The organism is Herbidospora cretacea (genome assembly GCF_001570605.1).
GTDB lineage: Bacteria > Actinomycetota > Actinomycetes > Streptosporangiales > Streptosporangiaceae > Herbidospora > Herbidospora cretacea.
Window position 1 is genome coordinate 374,769 of sequence record NZ_BBXG01000007.1, and the last position, 14,953, is coordinate 389,721.

Genomic DNA, 14,953 nt, shown 5'->3' on the forward strand with positions numbered 1-14,953 from the left:
TTGCCCTGATTCGTTCTTGTAGACGTGGAACCGTATGTGGCGATGAGGCCAAGACTTGTCCGCTTGGCCTACGGCCTGCTGGGCGATCTCCAAGAGTCCGAGGACGTCGTCCAGGACGCCTGGCTACGCCTGGCGCGGGCCGAGGAGCAGCCCGAAGACGTCGAAGGCTGGCTCGTGGTCACCGTCTCCAGACTGGCCCTGGACGTCCTCAAATCCGCCCGTAAGCGCAGAGAGGAATACGTAGGCCCCTGGCTCCCCGAGCCGATCGTCGACGCCGATCCCGCCGACCGGGTCACCCTCGACGAGTCCCTCAGCCTCGCCATGTTCGTGGTCCTCGAAAGCCTCAGCCCGGCCGAACGCACCGCTTTCGTCCTGCACGACGTCTTCGGCGTCCCCTTCGACGAGATTGCCCGCGCGGTGGGCCGGACCCCGGCCGCCTGCCGGCAGCTCGCCAACAGGGCCCGGCGACACGTCCAGGAGAAGGCCCCCAGGTTCGATGTCGACGTGGCCGATCACAAGCGGGTGGTCGACGCATTCGCGGCCGCCTGCGAGGGGAGGGACGTCGAGGGGCTGCTCGCCGTGCTCGACCCCGATGTGGTCCTGCGCAGCGACGGGGGCGGGCTCGTCCGGGCGGCGCTGCGGCCGGTCGTAGGGGCGGACAGGGTCGCGCGGTTCCTGATCGGGATCCAGCAGGGCGGCTTCCGGGCGGTCACGGTCAACGGGCTGCCGGGGCTGGTCCGTGACCATCAGCTCGCCGTGTACGGGCTGGCGGTCAGACAGGGACGAATCGTCGAGGTCGACATCGTCCGCAATCCAGAGAAACTGAGGAGTCTGCGATGAGAATCGATGTGGCGGCGCTGGCGCCGGAGGCGTACAAGGCGATGCTGGGCCTGGAGCGCTATCTGCACTCCAGCGGGCTGCCCTCGCAGGTCGTCGAGCTGGTCAAGCTGCGGGCCAGCCAGATCAACGGGTGCGCCTACTGCGTGCACATGCACAGTTCGGACATGAAGAAGGCCGGCGAGCCCGACGAACGCATCTGGGGCGTGGCGGCCTGGCGGGAGACGCCGTCCTACTCCGCGGCGGAGCGCGCGGCGCTGGCTTTGACCGAGGAGGCGACCCGCCTCGCCGACTCGACCGGGGTGAGCGACGAGGTGTGGGGCGAGGCGGCCAAGCACTTCGACGACACCCAGCTCGCCGCGCTCGTCGTCGCCATCTCCACGATCAACGCCTGGAACCGCATCGCGGTGACGACCCACAAGGAGCCCGGGGCCTGACCTTGAAATCAGCCGGCCGCCGGGCACCTGGCACGAAACCGACACCTACCCGCAGGAATGCGCTGATCCCTGGCATGGTTCCGCGGCTGGCCGGAAGGTGTGATGACAGCGGCACGGATGCGGCGCCTGTCATGGGAGGTGATCAACCAGGAGATGCCGTCCGGGGCATTGATTGGGCGCCTGAGCCCGAAAGATCGCTTAGCCGTAGATGTGCTGACATGTGCTGCGGATCCGGTTCTGATTCCAGGCTTGCGGCCTGCCAGAGGTGTGGCCGCATGGCGGTCAGGCATGGCCACACCGGGGACCGAAAACACATGAAGTCAGGCAGTTGATCATCCGCGTGGTATGGCCCGGGACTAGACCTCGGGCCATATCGCCATGTCCGGGCCCCTGAGGTCACTCCCTGCTCACATAATGTCCTGCGATGAACGCGCAACGTCACTATCCTCTCGACGTCAGCGTCGTCGTTCCGGCCGCCGATTTCGTCCACCTGGACAGGTGGCTGACGCACGCGCTGGCTCTGCGGGCCTCCAAAGAGGTCTTCGTGGCCGACTCGTCGCTGGCGCGGCTCTACGCGAGCCTGCACCGCAACGTCCACATCACGAAAAATCCCCTCAACGCCCTCACCCGAGGGCGCTACACCTACTTCGCCGGCGAGCACCTCTCGCCGGTCGACCTCATGATCGAGACGGCCGACCGGACCGGCGCCGACCTGGTCGCGGTCGCGCCGCGGGCCTGTGACGACGCCTCCCTCGACGACATCTACGACGACCTGTCCCTGGGGAAACTGTTCCGGACCTCCTTCCGCGACCGGATCACGTACACGGACGCGGCCGACTTCGTCGTGCACGCCTACTGTCACGCCGAGCACATCGCCACCGTCCGGGGGCGGCAGCACAAGAGCCGCCACGACCCCGACCCGCTGGTCCGGCGGGTTCAGTCGCATCTGCCCAGCGGGCGGCTGCGTGACCAGCTGATCGCGCGGCACATCACCCGTGACGTCCTGCCCGATCTCGCCGAGCCCTTCCTCGAAGCCGACGACACGGCCAGGGACGCGATCGTGAAGAGCGTCGCCCATCGGTGCGCCGAGTGGGTCACGCCGGGCGTGCGGGCCGAGCTCGACGCCGCCGACCAGGTCAGGCTGGCCTCGCTGGAGGATCACGACCGGCTGGAGCGGCTGGCGAGGATCTCCGAGGCGCCGCTGCACCGGTCGCTGCGCAACCTCGCCTGGGAGGGCGACCAGCTTCGCATCGAGTTCACCGCCGCGCTCGAAGGGTTCCCGGAGGCGGAGATCGGGCTGATGCTGCGTGACGGCGATCCGCAGGACGTCTGGGACGTCTACGTCACCGCCGAGTGTGACGGGATCGTGCGGCAGGCGCGGCTCGAAGGAGGGCGGGACATCGCGCTCCCGGTGCGGTTCACCGACGAGCTGGTGGCGCTGCCCTACCTGACCAGGACCGGAACGCTCAGCCTGCGGAAAGAGCGTCGCCTGATGCACACCTCCCCTTAATGCGAATGACTCGCAACTGCTCTATCGTTGTGGAAAATTCGTACAAAAGTGGAGGAACGCCGTGCACGTGCCTGATGGCTTCTTCACCGCGCCGGTCGCGATCGGCGCGGGCGTCGTGGCGGCGGCCGCGGTGGCCGTCTCCCTCAGGAAGGCCAAGACGGAGCTCGACGACCGCACCGCGCCCATGGCGGGGCTGGTCGCGGCGTTCATCTTCGCGGTGCAGATGCTCAACTTCCCCATCGCGGCCGGGACGTCCGGCCACCTGCTCGGCGGGGCGCTGGCGGCGATACTCGTCGGGCCCTACACAGCCGTCCTGTGCGTCTCCGTGGTGCTGGCCGTGCAGGGGTTCTTCTTCGCCGACGGCGGGCTGACCGCGCTCGGGATCAACGTCGTGCTGATGGCGATCATCCCGTCGGCGCTCGGCTGGGGGGTGTTCCAGCTGGTCACCCGGGTCGCCCGGAACCGGGCCTCGGTGGTCGCCGGGTCGTTCGTCGCGGCGCTGATCTCGGTGCCGATCGCCGCGCTCACCTTCGCGGTCCTCTTCGTGCTCGGCGGCACCGCGCCGATCGAGACCGGCGCGGTCTTCGCCGCCATGGGCGGCGTCCACGTGCTGGTGGGCATCGGTGAGGGGCTGATCACCGCGGTGACCGTCAGCAGCGTGCTCGCGGTCCGGCCCGATCTCGTGTACGGCGCCCGCTTCCTCACCAAGCCCCTGGTCCTGAAGACCGCCACGGGCGAGCAGGTCGTCGAGCCCGCCAGGCCCGAGCCGGTCAAGCCGCTCCGGCCGTTCCTCGTCGGTGCCGTGGCCGTGGCCCTGGTGCTCGCGGGCGTCGTCAGCTTCTTCGCCTCCTCCTCGCCCGACGGCCTGGAGCGGGTCGCCGAGGACGAGGGCTTCATCGGCGCGGCCACCGACCACGCCTTCGGCGGCTTCGCGCTGGCCGACTACGGCGACGTCGGCGGCATCCCCGTCGGGATCGCCGGGATCATCGGCGTGGTGATCACGCTGCTGGTCGGCGGGGCCATCCTCTGGTCGGTCCGGCAGAAGACGACGGCGGCGTGAAGGGCCTCTACCGGCCGGGCGACTCGCCGATCCACCGGCTCGCGCCGCAGTGCAAGCTGGTCGCCGTCGTGCTCTTCGCCGTCGTGGTGGTGGCCACTCCGCGCGAGCGTTTCTGGGCCTTCCTCCTGTACGCCCTGAGCCTCGCGGCCGTCACCCTGATCGCCCGCGTCCCGGTCGGCTACGTGGTCAGGCGCCTGGCGGTGGAGCTCCCGTTCGTGGTCTTCGCGCTGGCCATCCCGTTCATCGGGGTGGGGGAACGGATCGAGGTGATGGGCGTGTCCCTCAGCGTGGCGGGCCTGTGGGCGGCCTGGAACATCCTCGCCAAGGCCACGCTCGGCGTGGCGGCCTCCATCCTGCTGGCCGCCACCACCGAACCGCGCGCGCTGCTGCTCGGCGCCCAGCGGCTCAGGGTCCCCCAGCTGCTGATCCAGATCGCCACGTTCATGCTGCGCTACCTGGAGGTCATCCTCGACGAGATGCGCCGCATGAAGGTCGCCCGAGAGTCGCGCGGCTTCACCCCGCGCGACGTCCGGCAGGCGCCCGTCCTGGCCAAGTCGGCGGGCGCGCTGTTCATCCGGTCGTACGAACGCGGCGAGCGCGTCCACCTGGCCATGCTGAGCAGGGGATACACCGGCACCATGCCCACCCTCACCGACGACCGGGCGCCGAAGACCCAGTGGGCCATGGCCGCCGTGCTCCCCATCGTGGCCTCGGCCGTACTGTTCGTGTCATGACGCTGGACGTCCGCGACCTGGCCTACGCCTACCCCGACGGCACCCAGGCCCTCTTCGGGGTCACCCTCTCGATCGCCCGGGGCGAGCGGGTGGCCCTGCTCGGCCCCAACGGCGCCGGCAAGACCACGCTGGTCATGCACCTCAACGGCATCCTCACCGCCGGCCACGGCGAGGTGGTCGTGGCCGGGCTGCCGGTGAACAAGGAGAACCTCAGGGAGGTGCGCAGGAGGGTCGGCCTGATCTTCCAGGACCCCGACGACCAGCTCTTCATGCCGACCGTCCGCGAGGACGTCGCCTTCGGCCCGGCCAACATGGGCCTGCGCGGGGCCGAGCTCGACCGTGCCGTGGTGACGGCCCTGGAGAAGGTCGGCATGGCCGACGCGATCGACCGGCCGCCGCACCACCTGTCCTTCGGCCAGCGGCGACGGGTCGCGGTGGCGACCGTGCTGGCCATGGACCCGGAGATCCTGGTCCTCGACGAGCCCTCGTCCAACCTCGACCCGGCCAGCCGCCGCGAACTCGCCACCATCCTGAGGAGCCTGGACGTGACCGTGCTGATGGTCACCCACGACCTGCCGTACGCGATGGAGCTCTGCGAGCGCTCGGTGATCCTCTCGGGCGGGGTGATCGCGGCCGACGGCCCGACCGGCGAGATCCTGGCCGACGGCGACCTGCTCGCCGAACACCGCCTGGAACTGCCCTACGGCTTCGCCGTGCCTACTCCTCCGGCACGTGGATGACGACCACGCGGTCGCTCGCCTGCAACTGGGGCACCTTGGCGTAGGGGATGACCCTGCCGTCGCGGACGACCGCGACGACCATACCCTCGGCCTGCTCGCAGGTGCCGCCGACCTCGCCGGGCTTCACGGGGCGTTCGTAGAGGTCCAGGCCGGTGCCGTACATGAGGAAGTCGTCGATGATCGTGCTGACGGCCGGGCTCTGGGTGGCCACGCCGAGCATCCGGCCGGCCGCCTCCGACGAGGTGATGACCACGTCGGCGCCGCTGCTGCGGACCAGCGGGTCGTTCTCCGACTCCCGGACCGCCGCCACGATCGTGGCCTTGGGGTTGAGGCTGCGCGCGGTCAGGACGACCAGGGCGGTCGTGTCGTCGCGCTGGGTGGAGATGATGATCTCCTTGGCGGTCTCGACCCTGGCCCGGCGCAGCACGCTGCCGCGGGTGCCGTCGCCGAGGATGCCCACGAAGCCGTCCTCGTTGGCCTCACTGACCACGCCGCCGTTGGGGTCGATCACCACGATCGACTCGCGGCTGCGGTCGTTCTCCAGGAGGGTGCGCACGGCGGCCCGGCCCTTGGTGCCGTAGCCGACCACGACGGTGTGCCCGGTCAACTTGGACCTCCAGCGACTGGTGAGGAAATCTTCCCTGGTCCGGCGGGTGAGCACTTCGAGCGTGGTGCCGACCAGGATGACGAGGAACACGATGCGCAGCGGCGTCACCAGGACGATGTTGATGAGCCGCGCCGTGTCCGAGACCGGGGTGATGTCGCCGTAACCGGTGGTGGAGACGGTGACGGTGGAGTAGTAGAGGGCGTCGAGCAAGGACATCTTGCCGTCGTAGTTGTCCTTGTATCCGTCGAGGTCGAACGCGACCAGCAGAAACACGGCCCCGAGGGCGGCGAAGGCGTACCAGATACGGCGCAGAACCGCCCGTAGCGGGCTGACCTTCTCCTGGGGGAGCCGAATCCCGGCATCTGTCACAAGGCGATCTTACGGTTCAAGCACCTCACTGACGGTGATGCACCAGTAAAGTGGGCCTCGCGGAGGAGGTTCGACAATGAAACTGCGGCTTGCCCGGAGATCACTCTCCGGTGCCGTGGTGGTGGCGGTCGAGGGCGAACTCGACCTGTTCACCGCCCCCTTCCTGCGTGATGAGGTGCGAGACGCGATCAAACAGGACGGCGCCGTCCTGGTGCTCGACCTGACGTCGCTGTCGTTCATGGACTCCAGCGGGCTGAGCGTGCTGATCGAGGCGTGGCGGCTGGCCACCAGCGAGGGCGGCGGGGTGACGCTCGCCGCGCCGCAGGCTCCGGTGGCGCGAATTCTCCGTACGACCGGCCTCGACCGGCGGATCAAGGTCTACCCCGACGTCGACACCGCGATTTTGGGCCACCCCGAGTAGAACTTCATTCGGTTCTTTGGTTATGGTCCGCGTATGGACCTGAGGAACTGTGTAGCGATCATCTCCGGCGGTGCGAGCGGGCTCGGCGAGGGCACCGCCCGCGAACTGGCAAAGATCGGTGCGACCGTCGTCATCGCCGACCTCAACGAGGAGCGCGGCAAGGCCCTGGCCGACGAGCTGGGCGGGATCTTCGTCCGCACGGACGTCTCCGACGAGGCCTCCGTACAGGCCGCCGTCGACGCCGCCGTGGCTCTCGGCAAGCCCCTGCGGGCCGTGGTCAACAGCGCCGGCATCGGCTGGGCCGCCCGGACCGTCGCCCGCGACGGCTCGCCCCACGATCTGGCGTCGTACCAGAAGGTGATCGCCGTCAACCTGATCGGCACCTTCAACCTCATGCGCATCGGCGCGGCCGCGATGGCCAGAACCGAGCCCGCCGACGCCGACAACGCGCGCGGCGTGGTGATCAACACCGCTTCGGTGGCGGGCATCGAGGGGCAGACCGGGCAGGTGGCCTACTCGGCGTCCAAGGGCGGCATCATCGGCATGACCCTCCCGGCGGCCCGCGACCTGGCCGCGATCGGGGTCCGGGTGCTGACGATCGCCCCCGGCATCATCGACACCCCGATCTACGGCTCCGGGCCGGAGTCCGAGGCCTTCAAGGCGCAGCTCTCCGCGCCGGTGCCGTTCCCGAAGCGCATGGGCACCGCCGCCGAGTTCGCCCACCTGGTCCGCTCGCTGATCGAGAACGACTACATGAACGGCGAAGTCATCCGCTTCGACGGCGGCATCCGCTTCCAGCCCAAGTAGGAGACAGTCATGTCCGATGAGGTTCTGGTCGAGGTCGACGGCAACGTCGCCGTCATGACGATCAACCGCCCGAAGGCGAAGAACGCGGTCAACGGCGCTGTCGCCCAGGGCATCGCGGCGGCCGTCGACGAACTCGACGCCCGCCCCGACGTGTCGGTCCTGGTCCTGGCCGGCGGGGGCGGCACGTTCTGCGCCGGCATGGACCTGAAGGGCTTCCTGACCGGCGACATGCCGTTCATCGAGGGCCGCGGCTTCGGCGGCCTTGCCGAGTCGCCGCCGAAGAAGCCGCTGATCGCCGCCGTCGAGGGCTACGCCCTGGCGGGCGGGTTCGAGCTCGCCCTGTCGTGCGACCTGATCGTGGCCGCCGAGACGGCCAAGTTCGGGCTGCCCGAGCCCAAGCGCGGCCTGATCGCCGGCGCGGGCGGCGTCATGCGGCTGCCGCGCCGCATCCCCTACCACGTGGCCATGGAGATCGCCCTGACCGGCGACTTCTACTCCGCGCAGCGTCTCTACGAGCTCGGCCTGGTCAACCGGGTCGTGGCCGAGGGCGAGTCGCTGGCCGCAGCCAAGGAACTGGCCGGGAAGATCGCCCAGAACGCGCCGCTGTCGCTCGCGGGCACCAAGAGGATCGTCGTCGAGTCGGTCGACTGGCCGCTCGGCGAGATGTTCGCCCGCCAGTCCGAGATCATGAACCCGATCTTCGGCTCGAAGGACGCCATGGAGGGCGCCGCCGCCTTCGCCGAGAAGCGGGCGCCCGTCTGGCGGGGCGAATGATCCGGGAATGATCGGCCCGGTGGGGGGAACTGCCCGTTCATGGCGAGAACTGCGTACCGTGAGGGCATGAGCGACGGCGTTTCCCCCACCACCCGGCAGAAGTTCGGCGGCCTTCTCGCCGGGGCCCTCGGAGCCGGGCTGCTGGTCCTGTTCCTCGTGTGCGTCATGTGGGCCCTGGAGGTCGTCGACTATCTCGGCGACGGCTACCTCGACCGCTACGGCATCATCGCCCACGAGCCCGACGGCCTGCCCGGCATCTTCTTCGCGCCGTTCCTGCACGCCGGGTTCCCCCACCTGATGGCCAACTCGCTGCCCCTGCTGATCCTGGGCTTCCTGGCGGCCGTCCGGGGCATCGGCAAGTTCCTGGGGGCCAGCCTGATCATCATCGTGGTCAGCGGCATCGGGGTGTGGGTGACCAGCCCGGCCGACTCGGTCACGCTGGGTGCCAGCGGCCTGGTCTTCGGCTACTTCGGCTACGTCGTGGCCCGCGGCCTGTTCGACCGGCGGCTGCTCGACATCGTGCTCGGGGTGATCGTCGCGGCGCTCTACTGGTCGATCCTGTGGGGCGCGCTGCCCGGCGAGACCGGCATCTCGTGGCAGGGACACCTGTTCGGATTGATCGGCGGCGTGTTGGGCGCGTGGGTGCTGCGGCGCAGGAGGCCGCCCGTGACCCGTGTCTCGCCCGCGACCATCGAATAGACACGATCGGGTCACTGTTCGCATGGCGCGAGCTGCGAAAATCCTGACAGAATCGCTTGCGTGAACTTGGGGCCCCTGGAGCGCGCGATCATGGACGTTCTGTGGGACGCCAAGGAGTCGCTGCTCATCCGCGAAATCCAGACGCTCCTGAACCAGCGGGCGGAGAAGCCGTGGGCGTACACGACCATCCAGACGGTCGCCGAACGGCTGGTGCGAAAACGCCTGCTGTTCCGGACCGCCGAGCGCAAGGCGTTCCGCTACGGCGCCACCAAGTCGCGTGAGGAACACCTGACCGAGCTGATGCTGACCGCGCTCGCGGAGAGCCCTGACCGCTCTCCGGTGCTCAGCAGGTTCGCCCAGAGCGTCGACCTCGACGACGCCCTGAGACTGCTCGACGAACTGGCGCGGCGGGCCGGGCGGGCTCCGGTGGAGCAGCCGCCCGGCTGGGTTCCGCCGCCTTCGGGCACCGACTAGAGGCGCTCGACCACGTAGTCGACGCAGACCGTCAGGGCCTCGACGTCGGCCGGGTCGATCGCCGGGAACATGGCGATGCGCAGCTGGTTGCGGCCGAGCTTGCGGTAGGGCTCGGTGTCGACGATGCCGTTGGCCCGCAGCGCGGCGGCGACCTTGGCGGCGTCGACGCTGTCGTCGAAGTCGATCGTGCCGACGACGTTGGACCGCTGGGCCGGGTCGGCCACGAACGGGCTCGTGTACGACGTCTTCTCGGCCCACTGGTAGAGCCGCGCGGCCGAGTCGGCGGTGCGCGCGGTCGTCCACTCGAGGCCGCCGTTGCCGTTCATCCAGTCGAGCTGGTCGGCCAGCAGGAACAGCGTCGCCACCGCCGGGGTGTTGTACGTCTGGTCCTTCGACGAGTTGTCGATCGCCACCGGAAGGCTGAAGAACTCCGGCACGAAGCGGCCGGAGGCGGCGATCTCCTCGACGCGCGCGAGCGCGGCCGGGGAGAACAGGCCGATCCACAGGCCGCCGTCGGAGGCGAAGCTCTTCTGCGGCGCGAAGTAGTAGACGTCGGTCTGCGACACGTCGACCGGCAGGCCGCCCGCGCCCGAGGTCGCGTCGACCAGCACGAGCTGGCCGTCGGAGCCGACCCGGTTGATCGGCATCGCGACGCCGGTCGAGGTCTCGTTGTGGGTGAGCGCGTAGACGTCGACGCCGTCCTCGGCGACCGGCAGCGGGTGGGTGCCCGGGTCGGACTTGATCACCGACGGGTCGCCCAGCCACGGCGCCTTCTTGACGACCGCGCCGAACTTCGAGGAGAACTCGCCGAAGTGCAGGTGCTGCGACTTCTCGCGGATCAGGCCGAAGGAAGCGATGTCCCAGAACGCGGTGGTGCCGCCGTTGCCCAGGACGACCTGGTAACCCTCGGGCAGCGAGAACAGGTCGGACAGGCCCGCGCGGACCCGGCCCACCAGGTTCTTGACCGGCTTCTGCCGGTGGGAGGTGCCCATGAGGGCCGCTCCGGAGTCCGCCAGGGCGGCGAGCTGCTCGGTGCGGACCTTGGAGGGCCCACAACCGAAGCGGCCGTCGGCGGGCTTGATGTCATTGGGGATCACGATGTCAGCCACGGAACCCACATTAGTGAGGTCACGAACTGGTCTCTGACGCGGTCCAGCCCTTGAGATGGCAAATGAGACGAGAAACACCCGTCCCGGCGGGGCTTGAGGATTTCCGAGAATGCGAAAGGCCCGCGCCCCCGACCGGGACGCGAGCCTCACATGGGGAACCCTCAGACCGGAACGATCTCCGAGGCGCCCGGCACCTCGCTGAGCGAACGCGACGACGGCCCGGTGTAGGTCGCGCTGGGGCGGACGAGCCTGCCCGTGCGCTTCTGCTCCAGGATGTGCGCCGCCCAGCCGGCGGTGCGGGCGCAGGTGAACATCGAGGTGAACATCGACGAGGGGACCTCGGCGAAGTCGAGGATCACCGCCGCCCAGTATTCGACGTTGGTCGCGAGCACCCGGTCGGGCTTGCGGGCGTGCAGCTCTTCGAGCGCGGCCGTCTCAAGTGCGGCCGCGACCTCGTAGCGGGGCGCGCCCAGCTCCTTGGCGGTACGGCGGAGCACCCGCGCGCGCGGGTCCTCAGCCCGGTAGACACGGTGGCCGAAGCCCATCAGGCGCTGACCCGAGTCGAGCTCGTTCTGCACCCACTTGCGTGCGTCACCGAGCTTCTCCACGCCTTCGATCATGTGCAGCACACGGGCCGGCGCGCCGCCGTGCAGCGGGCCCGACATGGCGCCCACGGCGCCCGAGAGCGACGCGGCCACGTCGGCGCCCGTGGAGGCGATGACGCGGGCGGTGAACGTGGAGGCGTTCATGCCGTGCTCGGCGGCCGAGGTCCAGTAGGCGTCGATGGCCTTGACGTGCTTCGGATCAGGCTCACCGCGCCAGCGGATCATGAACCGTTCGACGATGCTCTCGGCCTGGTCGACCTGCGCCTGCGGCACCATCGGCTTGCCGAGGCCGCGGGCCGACTGGGCCACGAACGACAGTGCGGTCACCGACGCGCGCGCGAGGTCGTCGCGGGCCTGCGTGTCGGAGATGTCGAGCAGCGGGCGGAAGCCGAGAGCGGGCGCCAGCATGGCGAGAGCACTCTGGACGTCGACCCGGATGTCACCGCTGTGGACTGGAACGGGGTACGGCTCAGCCGGGGGCAGCCCCGGCAAAAACTCGTTGTCGACCAGCAGGCCCCACACGTTCCCAAAGGGGACGCGGCCCACGAGTTCTTCGATGTCGACGCCCCGATACCGCAGGGCGCCCCCTTCTTTGTCCGGTTCCGCGATCTCCGTCTCGAAAGCTACGACGCCTTCGAGCCCGGGTTTGAAGTCGGACATTCCCGGCCGCCTCCCTCTCTTGTGAAGTCCAAAGCCTTGATGTCGAGATACCGGCGGGTCAATTTAACCCCTCGGGTTGCGGCGGGTCGCCTCCGGTCCCTCCCAAACGCCGTCGTCCCTGGTTAGGGCTGGTGCGCCAGACGTCTGTCAAGCGCGCAAGAATACCGTTCCGTGGACAGCGCATCGCACCTCGCCGGGCTCCGGCGCAACTACCAGGGCGAACCTCTGCTCGACGTGGCCGACGATCCGATGACGCAGTTCGCCGTCTGGTTCGACGACGCGGCGAGGGCGGAAGTTCCGGAACCCAATGCCATGGTGCTCGCGACGGCGTCCGCCGGGGGAAGACCCTCGGCCCGGACAGTTCTGCTGAAAGGCGCCGACGAGCAAGGTTTCACGTTCTTCACCAACTACGAGTCCCGCAAGGGCCGCGATCTGGCCGAGAACCCCCGCGCCGCCCTGGTCTTCCCGTGGCACGTGATCAGCCGCCAGGTCCGGGTGGAGGGCCGCGTCTACCGGCTCTCCCGCGACGCCACCGCGGCCTATTACCGCAGCCGCCCGTACGGCTCCCGCATCGGCGCCTGGGCCTCCCGGCAGTCGGCGGTCGTGCGCAGCAGGGAGGAACTGGAGGACCGCTACCGCGAACTCGCGGAGAGATGGCCGGAAGATCCTCCGGTGCCCGATTTCTGGGGTGGCTACCTGGTGATCCCGAGCGAGATCGAGTTCTGGCAGGGCCGGGGAGACCGCATGCACGACCGGCTGCGCTACCGCCGCGCGGGGCAGGGCTGGGTGGTCGAGCGCCTGGCGCCCTGAGGTTGTCGTCCACGAGGTTGTCGTTCACAGGGTGTTGTTGTCCACAGGGTGGGGAAGCCCGGGCCGGGATGGCCGGGTCGTCCACAGGTGTGCCGGCCCCTCGCGGAATCGTCGGTCGGGGGCGGGAAGATCGGTCCCACCCATGAGGGCGGGCCTCTCACCAGGGCATACCCGCAAATTGGTGATATTTCCCCCATGAGTAGGGTGTCCCCCCGTGAGCAAGGTGAGGGCGGCACTCGAACGGTATTTCGCGGACACCAGGCCGGTGGCCATCCCCGAATACCGCAGGCTGCTGGCCGGGCAGGCCGTCGGGTTCATCGGCTTCCAGCTCACCGGCGTCGCCGTGGCGGCCGAGATCTACTCGATCACCCAGTCGTCGTTCTGGGTCGGAATGATGGGGCCTGTCGCCCTCGTCCCGCTGGTCGTCTTCGGCCTGTGGGGCGGCGCGGTGGCCGACGCGATGGACCGGCGCAAGCTGCTGCTGATCAGCTCACTGTTCACCTGGACCGCCACGATCGCCCTGCTGGTCAACGCGCTCACCGCCAAGAACATCTGGGTGATCATGGTCGCCGTGTTCGTGCAGTCGAGCGGGTTCGCGGTCAGCTCGCCTACCCGGCAGGCGATCGTGCCGAGGCTGGTCCCGCGTGACCTGGTGCCGGCCGCCAACACCCTGAGCTTCCTGTTCTCCAGCCTCGGCTCGGTGCTCGGCCCGCTGCTCGGCGGGGTGATCCTGGCCACCACCGACTTCTCGGCCGCGTACGCCATCGACGCCGTCCTGTTCACGGCGACGCTGTACGCCTCCTACCGCCTCCCCGCCCTCGAACCCCTCGGCGAGGTGACCGCCCCGGGCCCGAAGGCCGTGGCCGACGGCCTGCGCTACATCATGACCAGCCCGGTCGTGCTGATGAGCTTCGCCGTCGACATCGTGGCGATGGCCTTCGCGCTGCCGAGGGCGCTGTTCCCGCAGATGGCCGCCGAGCGGTTCGACGGCTCGGCGCTCGCCTTCGGCTGGCTGTCGGCCTCGATCGCCCTCGGCTCGGTCATCGGCGGCGTCTTCTCCGGCTGGGTGGGCCGTGTGCGCCGCCAGGGGGTGGCCCTCACCGTCGTGATCGCCCTGTGGGGCCTCAGCGTGGCCCTCGCGGGTCTGGCCCAGCCCCTGTGGCTGTGCGTGGCCCTGCTGGCCGTGGGCGGCTTCGCCGACCTCGTCTCGGCGGTGTGGCGGCAGACCATCCTGCAGACCTACGCCCCGGACGAGATGCGCGGCCGGCTCCAGGGCGTCTTCTTCGTCGTGGTGGCCGGCGGCCCGCGCCTGGGCGACCTCAGGGCGGGCACCACCGCCTCGGCGTTCGGGCTGGTCCCGGCCTGGGTCGGGGGCGGCCTGCTCTGCGCGGTGACCGTCTTCGCGGTGGGTCTGTCCGTCAAGTCGTTCCGCCGCTACCGGGTGGCTTCGTAGGCCGGAAGGTTTTCGGCCGTTCGACTGTTGCCCAAGGTGCTTTCCCGGACCAGTAAGGTCGGCGGGAACGCGCTTGTGGGTCGTAGCATCGAACAGGACCGGGAGGATGACCGTTGACCGCACACGGCCTGATCGACACGACGGAGATGTACCTCCGCACGATCTTCGAGCTCGAAGAGGAGGGGATCGTCCCGCTGCGCGCCCGGATCGCCGAGAGACTGCAGCAGAGCGGCCCCACCGTGAGCCAGACCGTCGCCCGCATGGAGCGCGACGGGCTCGTCAAGGTGGAGGGCGACCGCCACCTCACGCTCAGCGAGGCCGGCCGCAAGCAGGCCATCCGCGTGATGCGCAAACACCGCCTCGCCGAGTGCCTGCTGACCCAGGTGATCGGCATGCCGTGGGAAGACGTCCACGTCGAGGCCTGCCGCTGGGAACACGTCATGTCGGAGCAGGTCGAGGTCCGCCTCGTGGCCCTGCTCGGCAACCCGACCGTCTGCCCTCATGGGAACCCCATCCCGGGGCTTGAGGAACTGGGCGCGTCCGGTTTGACGGAAATTGAGCCGGTCTCGCCTATGGCCGACGTCGCGGGGCCCAGAGATATACCCGTTGTCGTGCGGCGAATTAGCGAACAAGTGCAAAGCGATCCCGCTGTGATGCTTAAACTCAAGCAAGTTGGGATACAACCCGGACGCGAGGTGACGCTCGCGGCGAGCGACGACGGTGTGCGGGTGACTGGTGACGAACAGGCTGACAACAACCTCGCGGAGCTCTCGCGCGATGTCGCGTCGCACGTTTTCGTCTCCAAGCGCTGATCCCCACGGGTCCAGCTCTGTTCTCCTAGGAGTGG

17 protein-coding genes are annotated in these 14,953 nt (G+C 69.3%); 14 read left to right on the forward strand and 3 right to left on the reverse strand.

Annotated features, from left to right (window positions below; translation table 11 throughout):
• Positions 1 to 42: 42 nt before the first annotated feature.
• The 6 genes from sigJ (at position 43) to AW270_RS16340 (ending at position 5,318) form a co-directional block, all read left to right on the forward strand.
• Entirely contained in the window at positions 43 to 840 is a 798-nt protein-coding gene (gene sigJ / locus AW270_RS16315) for an RNA polymerase sigma factor SigJ (protein WP_061295184.1), read from the forward strand.
• On the forward strand, positions 837 to 1,274 hold the full coding sequence (locus AW270_RS16320; protein WP_061295185.1) for a carboxymuconolactone decarboxylase family protein: 438 nt from the start codon (positions 837 to 839) through the stop codon (positions 1,272 to 1,274). The genes sigJ and AW270_RS16320 overlap by 4 nt, the downstream gene beginning before the upstream one ends.
• Positions 1,275 to 1,698: 424 nt before the next feature.
• On the forward strand, positions 1,699 to 2,784 hold the full coding sequence (locus tag AW270_RS16325) for a hypothetical protein (RefSeq protein WP_061295186.1): 1,086 nt from the start codon (positions 1,699 to 1,701) through the stop codon (positions 2,782 to 2,784).
• A 61-nt stretch (positions 2,785 to 2,845) separates the two neighbouring features.
• Entirely contained in the window at positions 2,846 to 3,844 is a 999-nt protein-coding gene (locus tag AW270_RS16330) for an energy-coupling factor ABC transporter permease (protein ID WP_061295187.1), read from the forward strand.
• A complete protein-coding gene (cbiQ, locus tag AW270_RS16335) occupies positions 3,841 to 4,578 on the forward strand; it encodes a cobalt ECF transporter T component CbiQ (protein ID WP_061295188.1) in 738 nt (245 codons plus the stop codon). Before AW270_RS16330 ends, cbiQ begins: the two co-directional genes overlap by 4 nt.
• Complete coding sequence (locus tag AW270_RS16340; protein WP_061295189.1) at positions 4,575 to 5,318, forward strand: energy-coupling factor ABC transporter ATP-binding protein; 744 nt, start codon at positions 4,575 to 4,577, stop codon at positions 5,316 to 5,318. The genes cbiQ and AW270_RS16340 overlap by 4 nt, the downstream gene beginning before the upstream one ends.
• On the opposite strand, the gene AW270_RS16345 is transcribed toward AW270_RS16340, so the two are convergent.
• Positions 5,296 to 6,294: a potassium channel family protein gene (locus AW270_RS16345; protein ID WP_061295190.1), complete on the reverse strand. Its 999-nt coding sequence runs from the start codon at positions 6,292 to 6,294 to the stop codon at positions 5,296 to 5,298. The genes AW270_RS16340 and AW270_RS16345 overlap by 23 nt on opposite strands.
• 76 nt (positions 6,295 to 6,370) lie before the next feature.
• On the opposite strand from AW270_RS16345, the gene AW270_RS16350 reads away from it, so the two are divergent.
• The 5 genes from AW270_RS16350 (at position 6,371) to AW270_RS16370 (ending at position 9,469) form a co-directional block, all read left to right on the forward strand.
• A complete protein-coding gene (locus AW270_RS16350) occupies positions 6,371 to 6,715 on the forward strand; it encodes an STAS domain-containing protein (RefSeq protein ID WP_030451563.1) in 345 nt (114 codons plus the stop codon).
• 33 nt (positions 6,716 to 6,748) lie between these two features.
• Positions 6,749 to 7,522: an SDR family NAD(P)-dependent oxidoreductase gene (locus AW270_RS16355; protein WP_061295191.1), complete on the forward strand. Its 774-nt coding sequence runs from the start codon at positions 6,749 to 6,751 to the stop codon at positions 7,520 to 7,522.
• A gap of 9 nt (positions 7,523 to 7,531) precedes the next feature.
• Positions 7,532 to 8,296, forward strand: coding sequence for a crotonase/enoyl-CoA hydratase family protein (locus AW270_RS16360; protein ID WP_061295192.1), 765 nt, complete (start codon positions 7,532 to 7,534; stop codon positions 8,294 to 8,296).
• Between the two features lie 66 nt (positions 8,297 to 8,362).
• Positions 8,363 to 8,995: a rhomboid family intramembrane serine protease gene (locus AW270_RS16365; protein ID WP_061295193.1), complete on the forward strand. Its 633-nt coding sequence runs from the start codon at positions 8,363 to 8,365 to the stop codon at positions 8,993 to 8,995.
• 60 nt (positions 8,996 to 9,055) lie between these two features.
• Entirely contained in the window at positions 9,056 to 9,469 is a 414-nt protein-coding gene (locus tag AW270_RS16370) for a BlaI/MecI/CopY family transcriptional regulator (protein WP_157522091.1), read from the forward strand.
• Here AW270_RS16370 and serC read toward each other — a convergent pair.
• Positions 9,466 to 10,578, reverse strand: coding sequence for a phosphoserine transaminase (gene serC / locus AW270_RS16375; RefSeq protein ID WP_061295195.1), 1,113 nt, complete (start codon positions 10,576 to 10,578; stop codon positions 9,466 to 9,468). The genes AW270_RS16370 and serC overlap by 4 nt on opposite strands.
• 161 nt (positions 10,579 to 10,739) lie before the next feature.
• Positions 10,740 to 11,843: a citrate synthase 2 gene (locus AW270_RS16380; protein ID WP_061295196.1), complete on the reverse strand. Its 1,104-nt coding sequence runs from the start codon at positions 11,841 to 11,843 to the stop codon at positions 10,740 to 10,742.
• A 171-nt stretch (positions 11,844 to 12,014) separates the two neighbouring features.
• On the opposite strand from AW270_RS16380, the gene pdxH reads away from it, so the two are divergent.
• The 3 genes from pdxH (at position 12,015) to AW270_RS16395 (ending at position 14,918) form a co-directional block, all read left to right on the forward strand.
• Entirely contained in the window at positions 12,015 to 12,653 is a 639-nt protein-coding gene (pdxH, locus tag AW270_RS16385) for a pyridoxamine 5'-phosphate oxidase (protein WP_061295197.1), read from the forward strand.
• A gap of 214 nt (positions 12,654 to 12,867) precedes the next feature.
• Complete coding sequence (locus AW270_RS16390; RefSeq protein WP_061295198.1) at positions 12,868 to 14,106, forward strand: MFS transporter; 1,239 nt, start codon at positions 12,868 to 12,870, stop codon at positions 14,104 to 14,106.
• Between the two features lie 113 nt (positions 14,107 to 14,219).
• On the forward strand, positions 14,220 to 14,918 hold the full coding sequence (locus AW270_RS16395) for an iron-dependent transcriptional repressor DtxR (protein WP_061295199.1): 699 nt from the start codon (positions 14,220 to 14,222) through the stop codon (positions 14,916 to 14,918).
• Positions 14,919 to 14,953 lie beyond the last annotated feature (35 nt).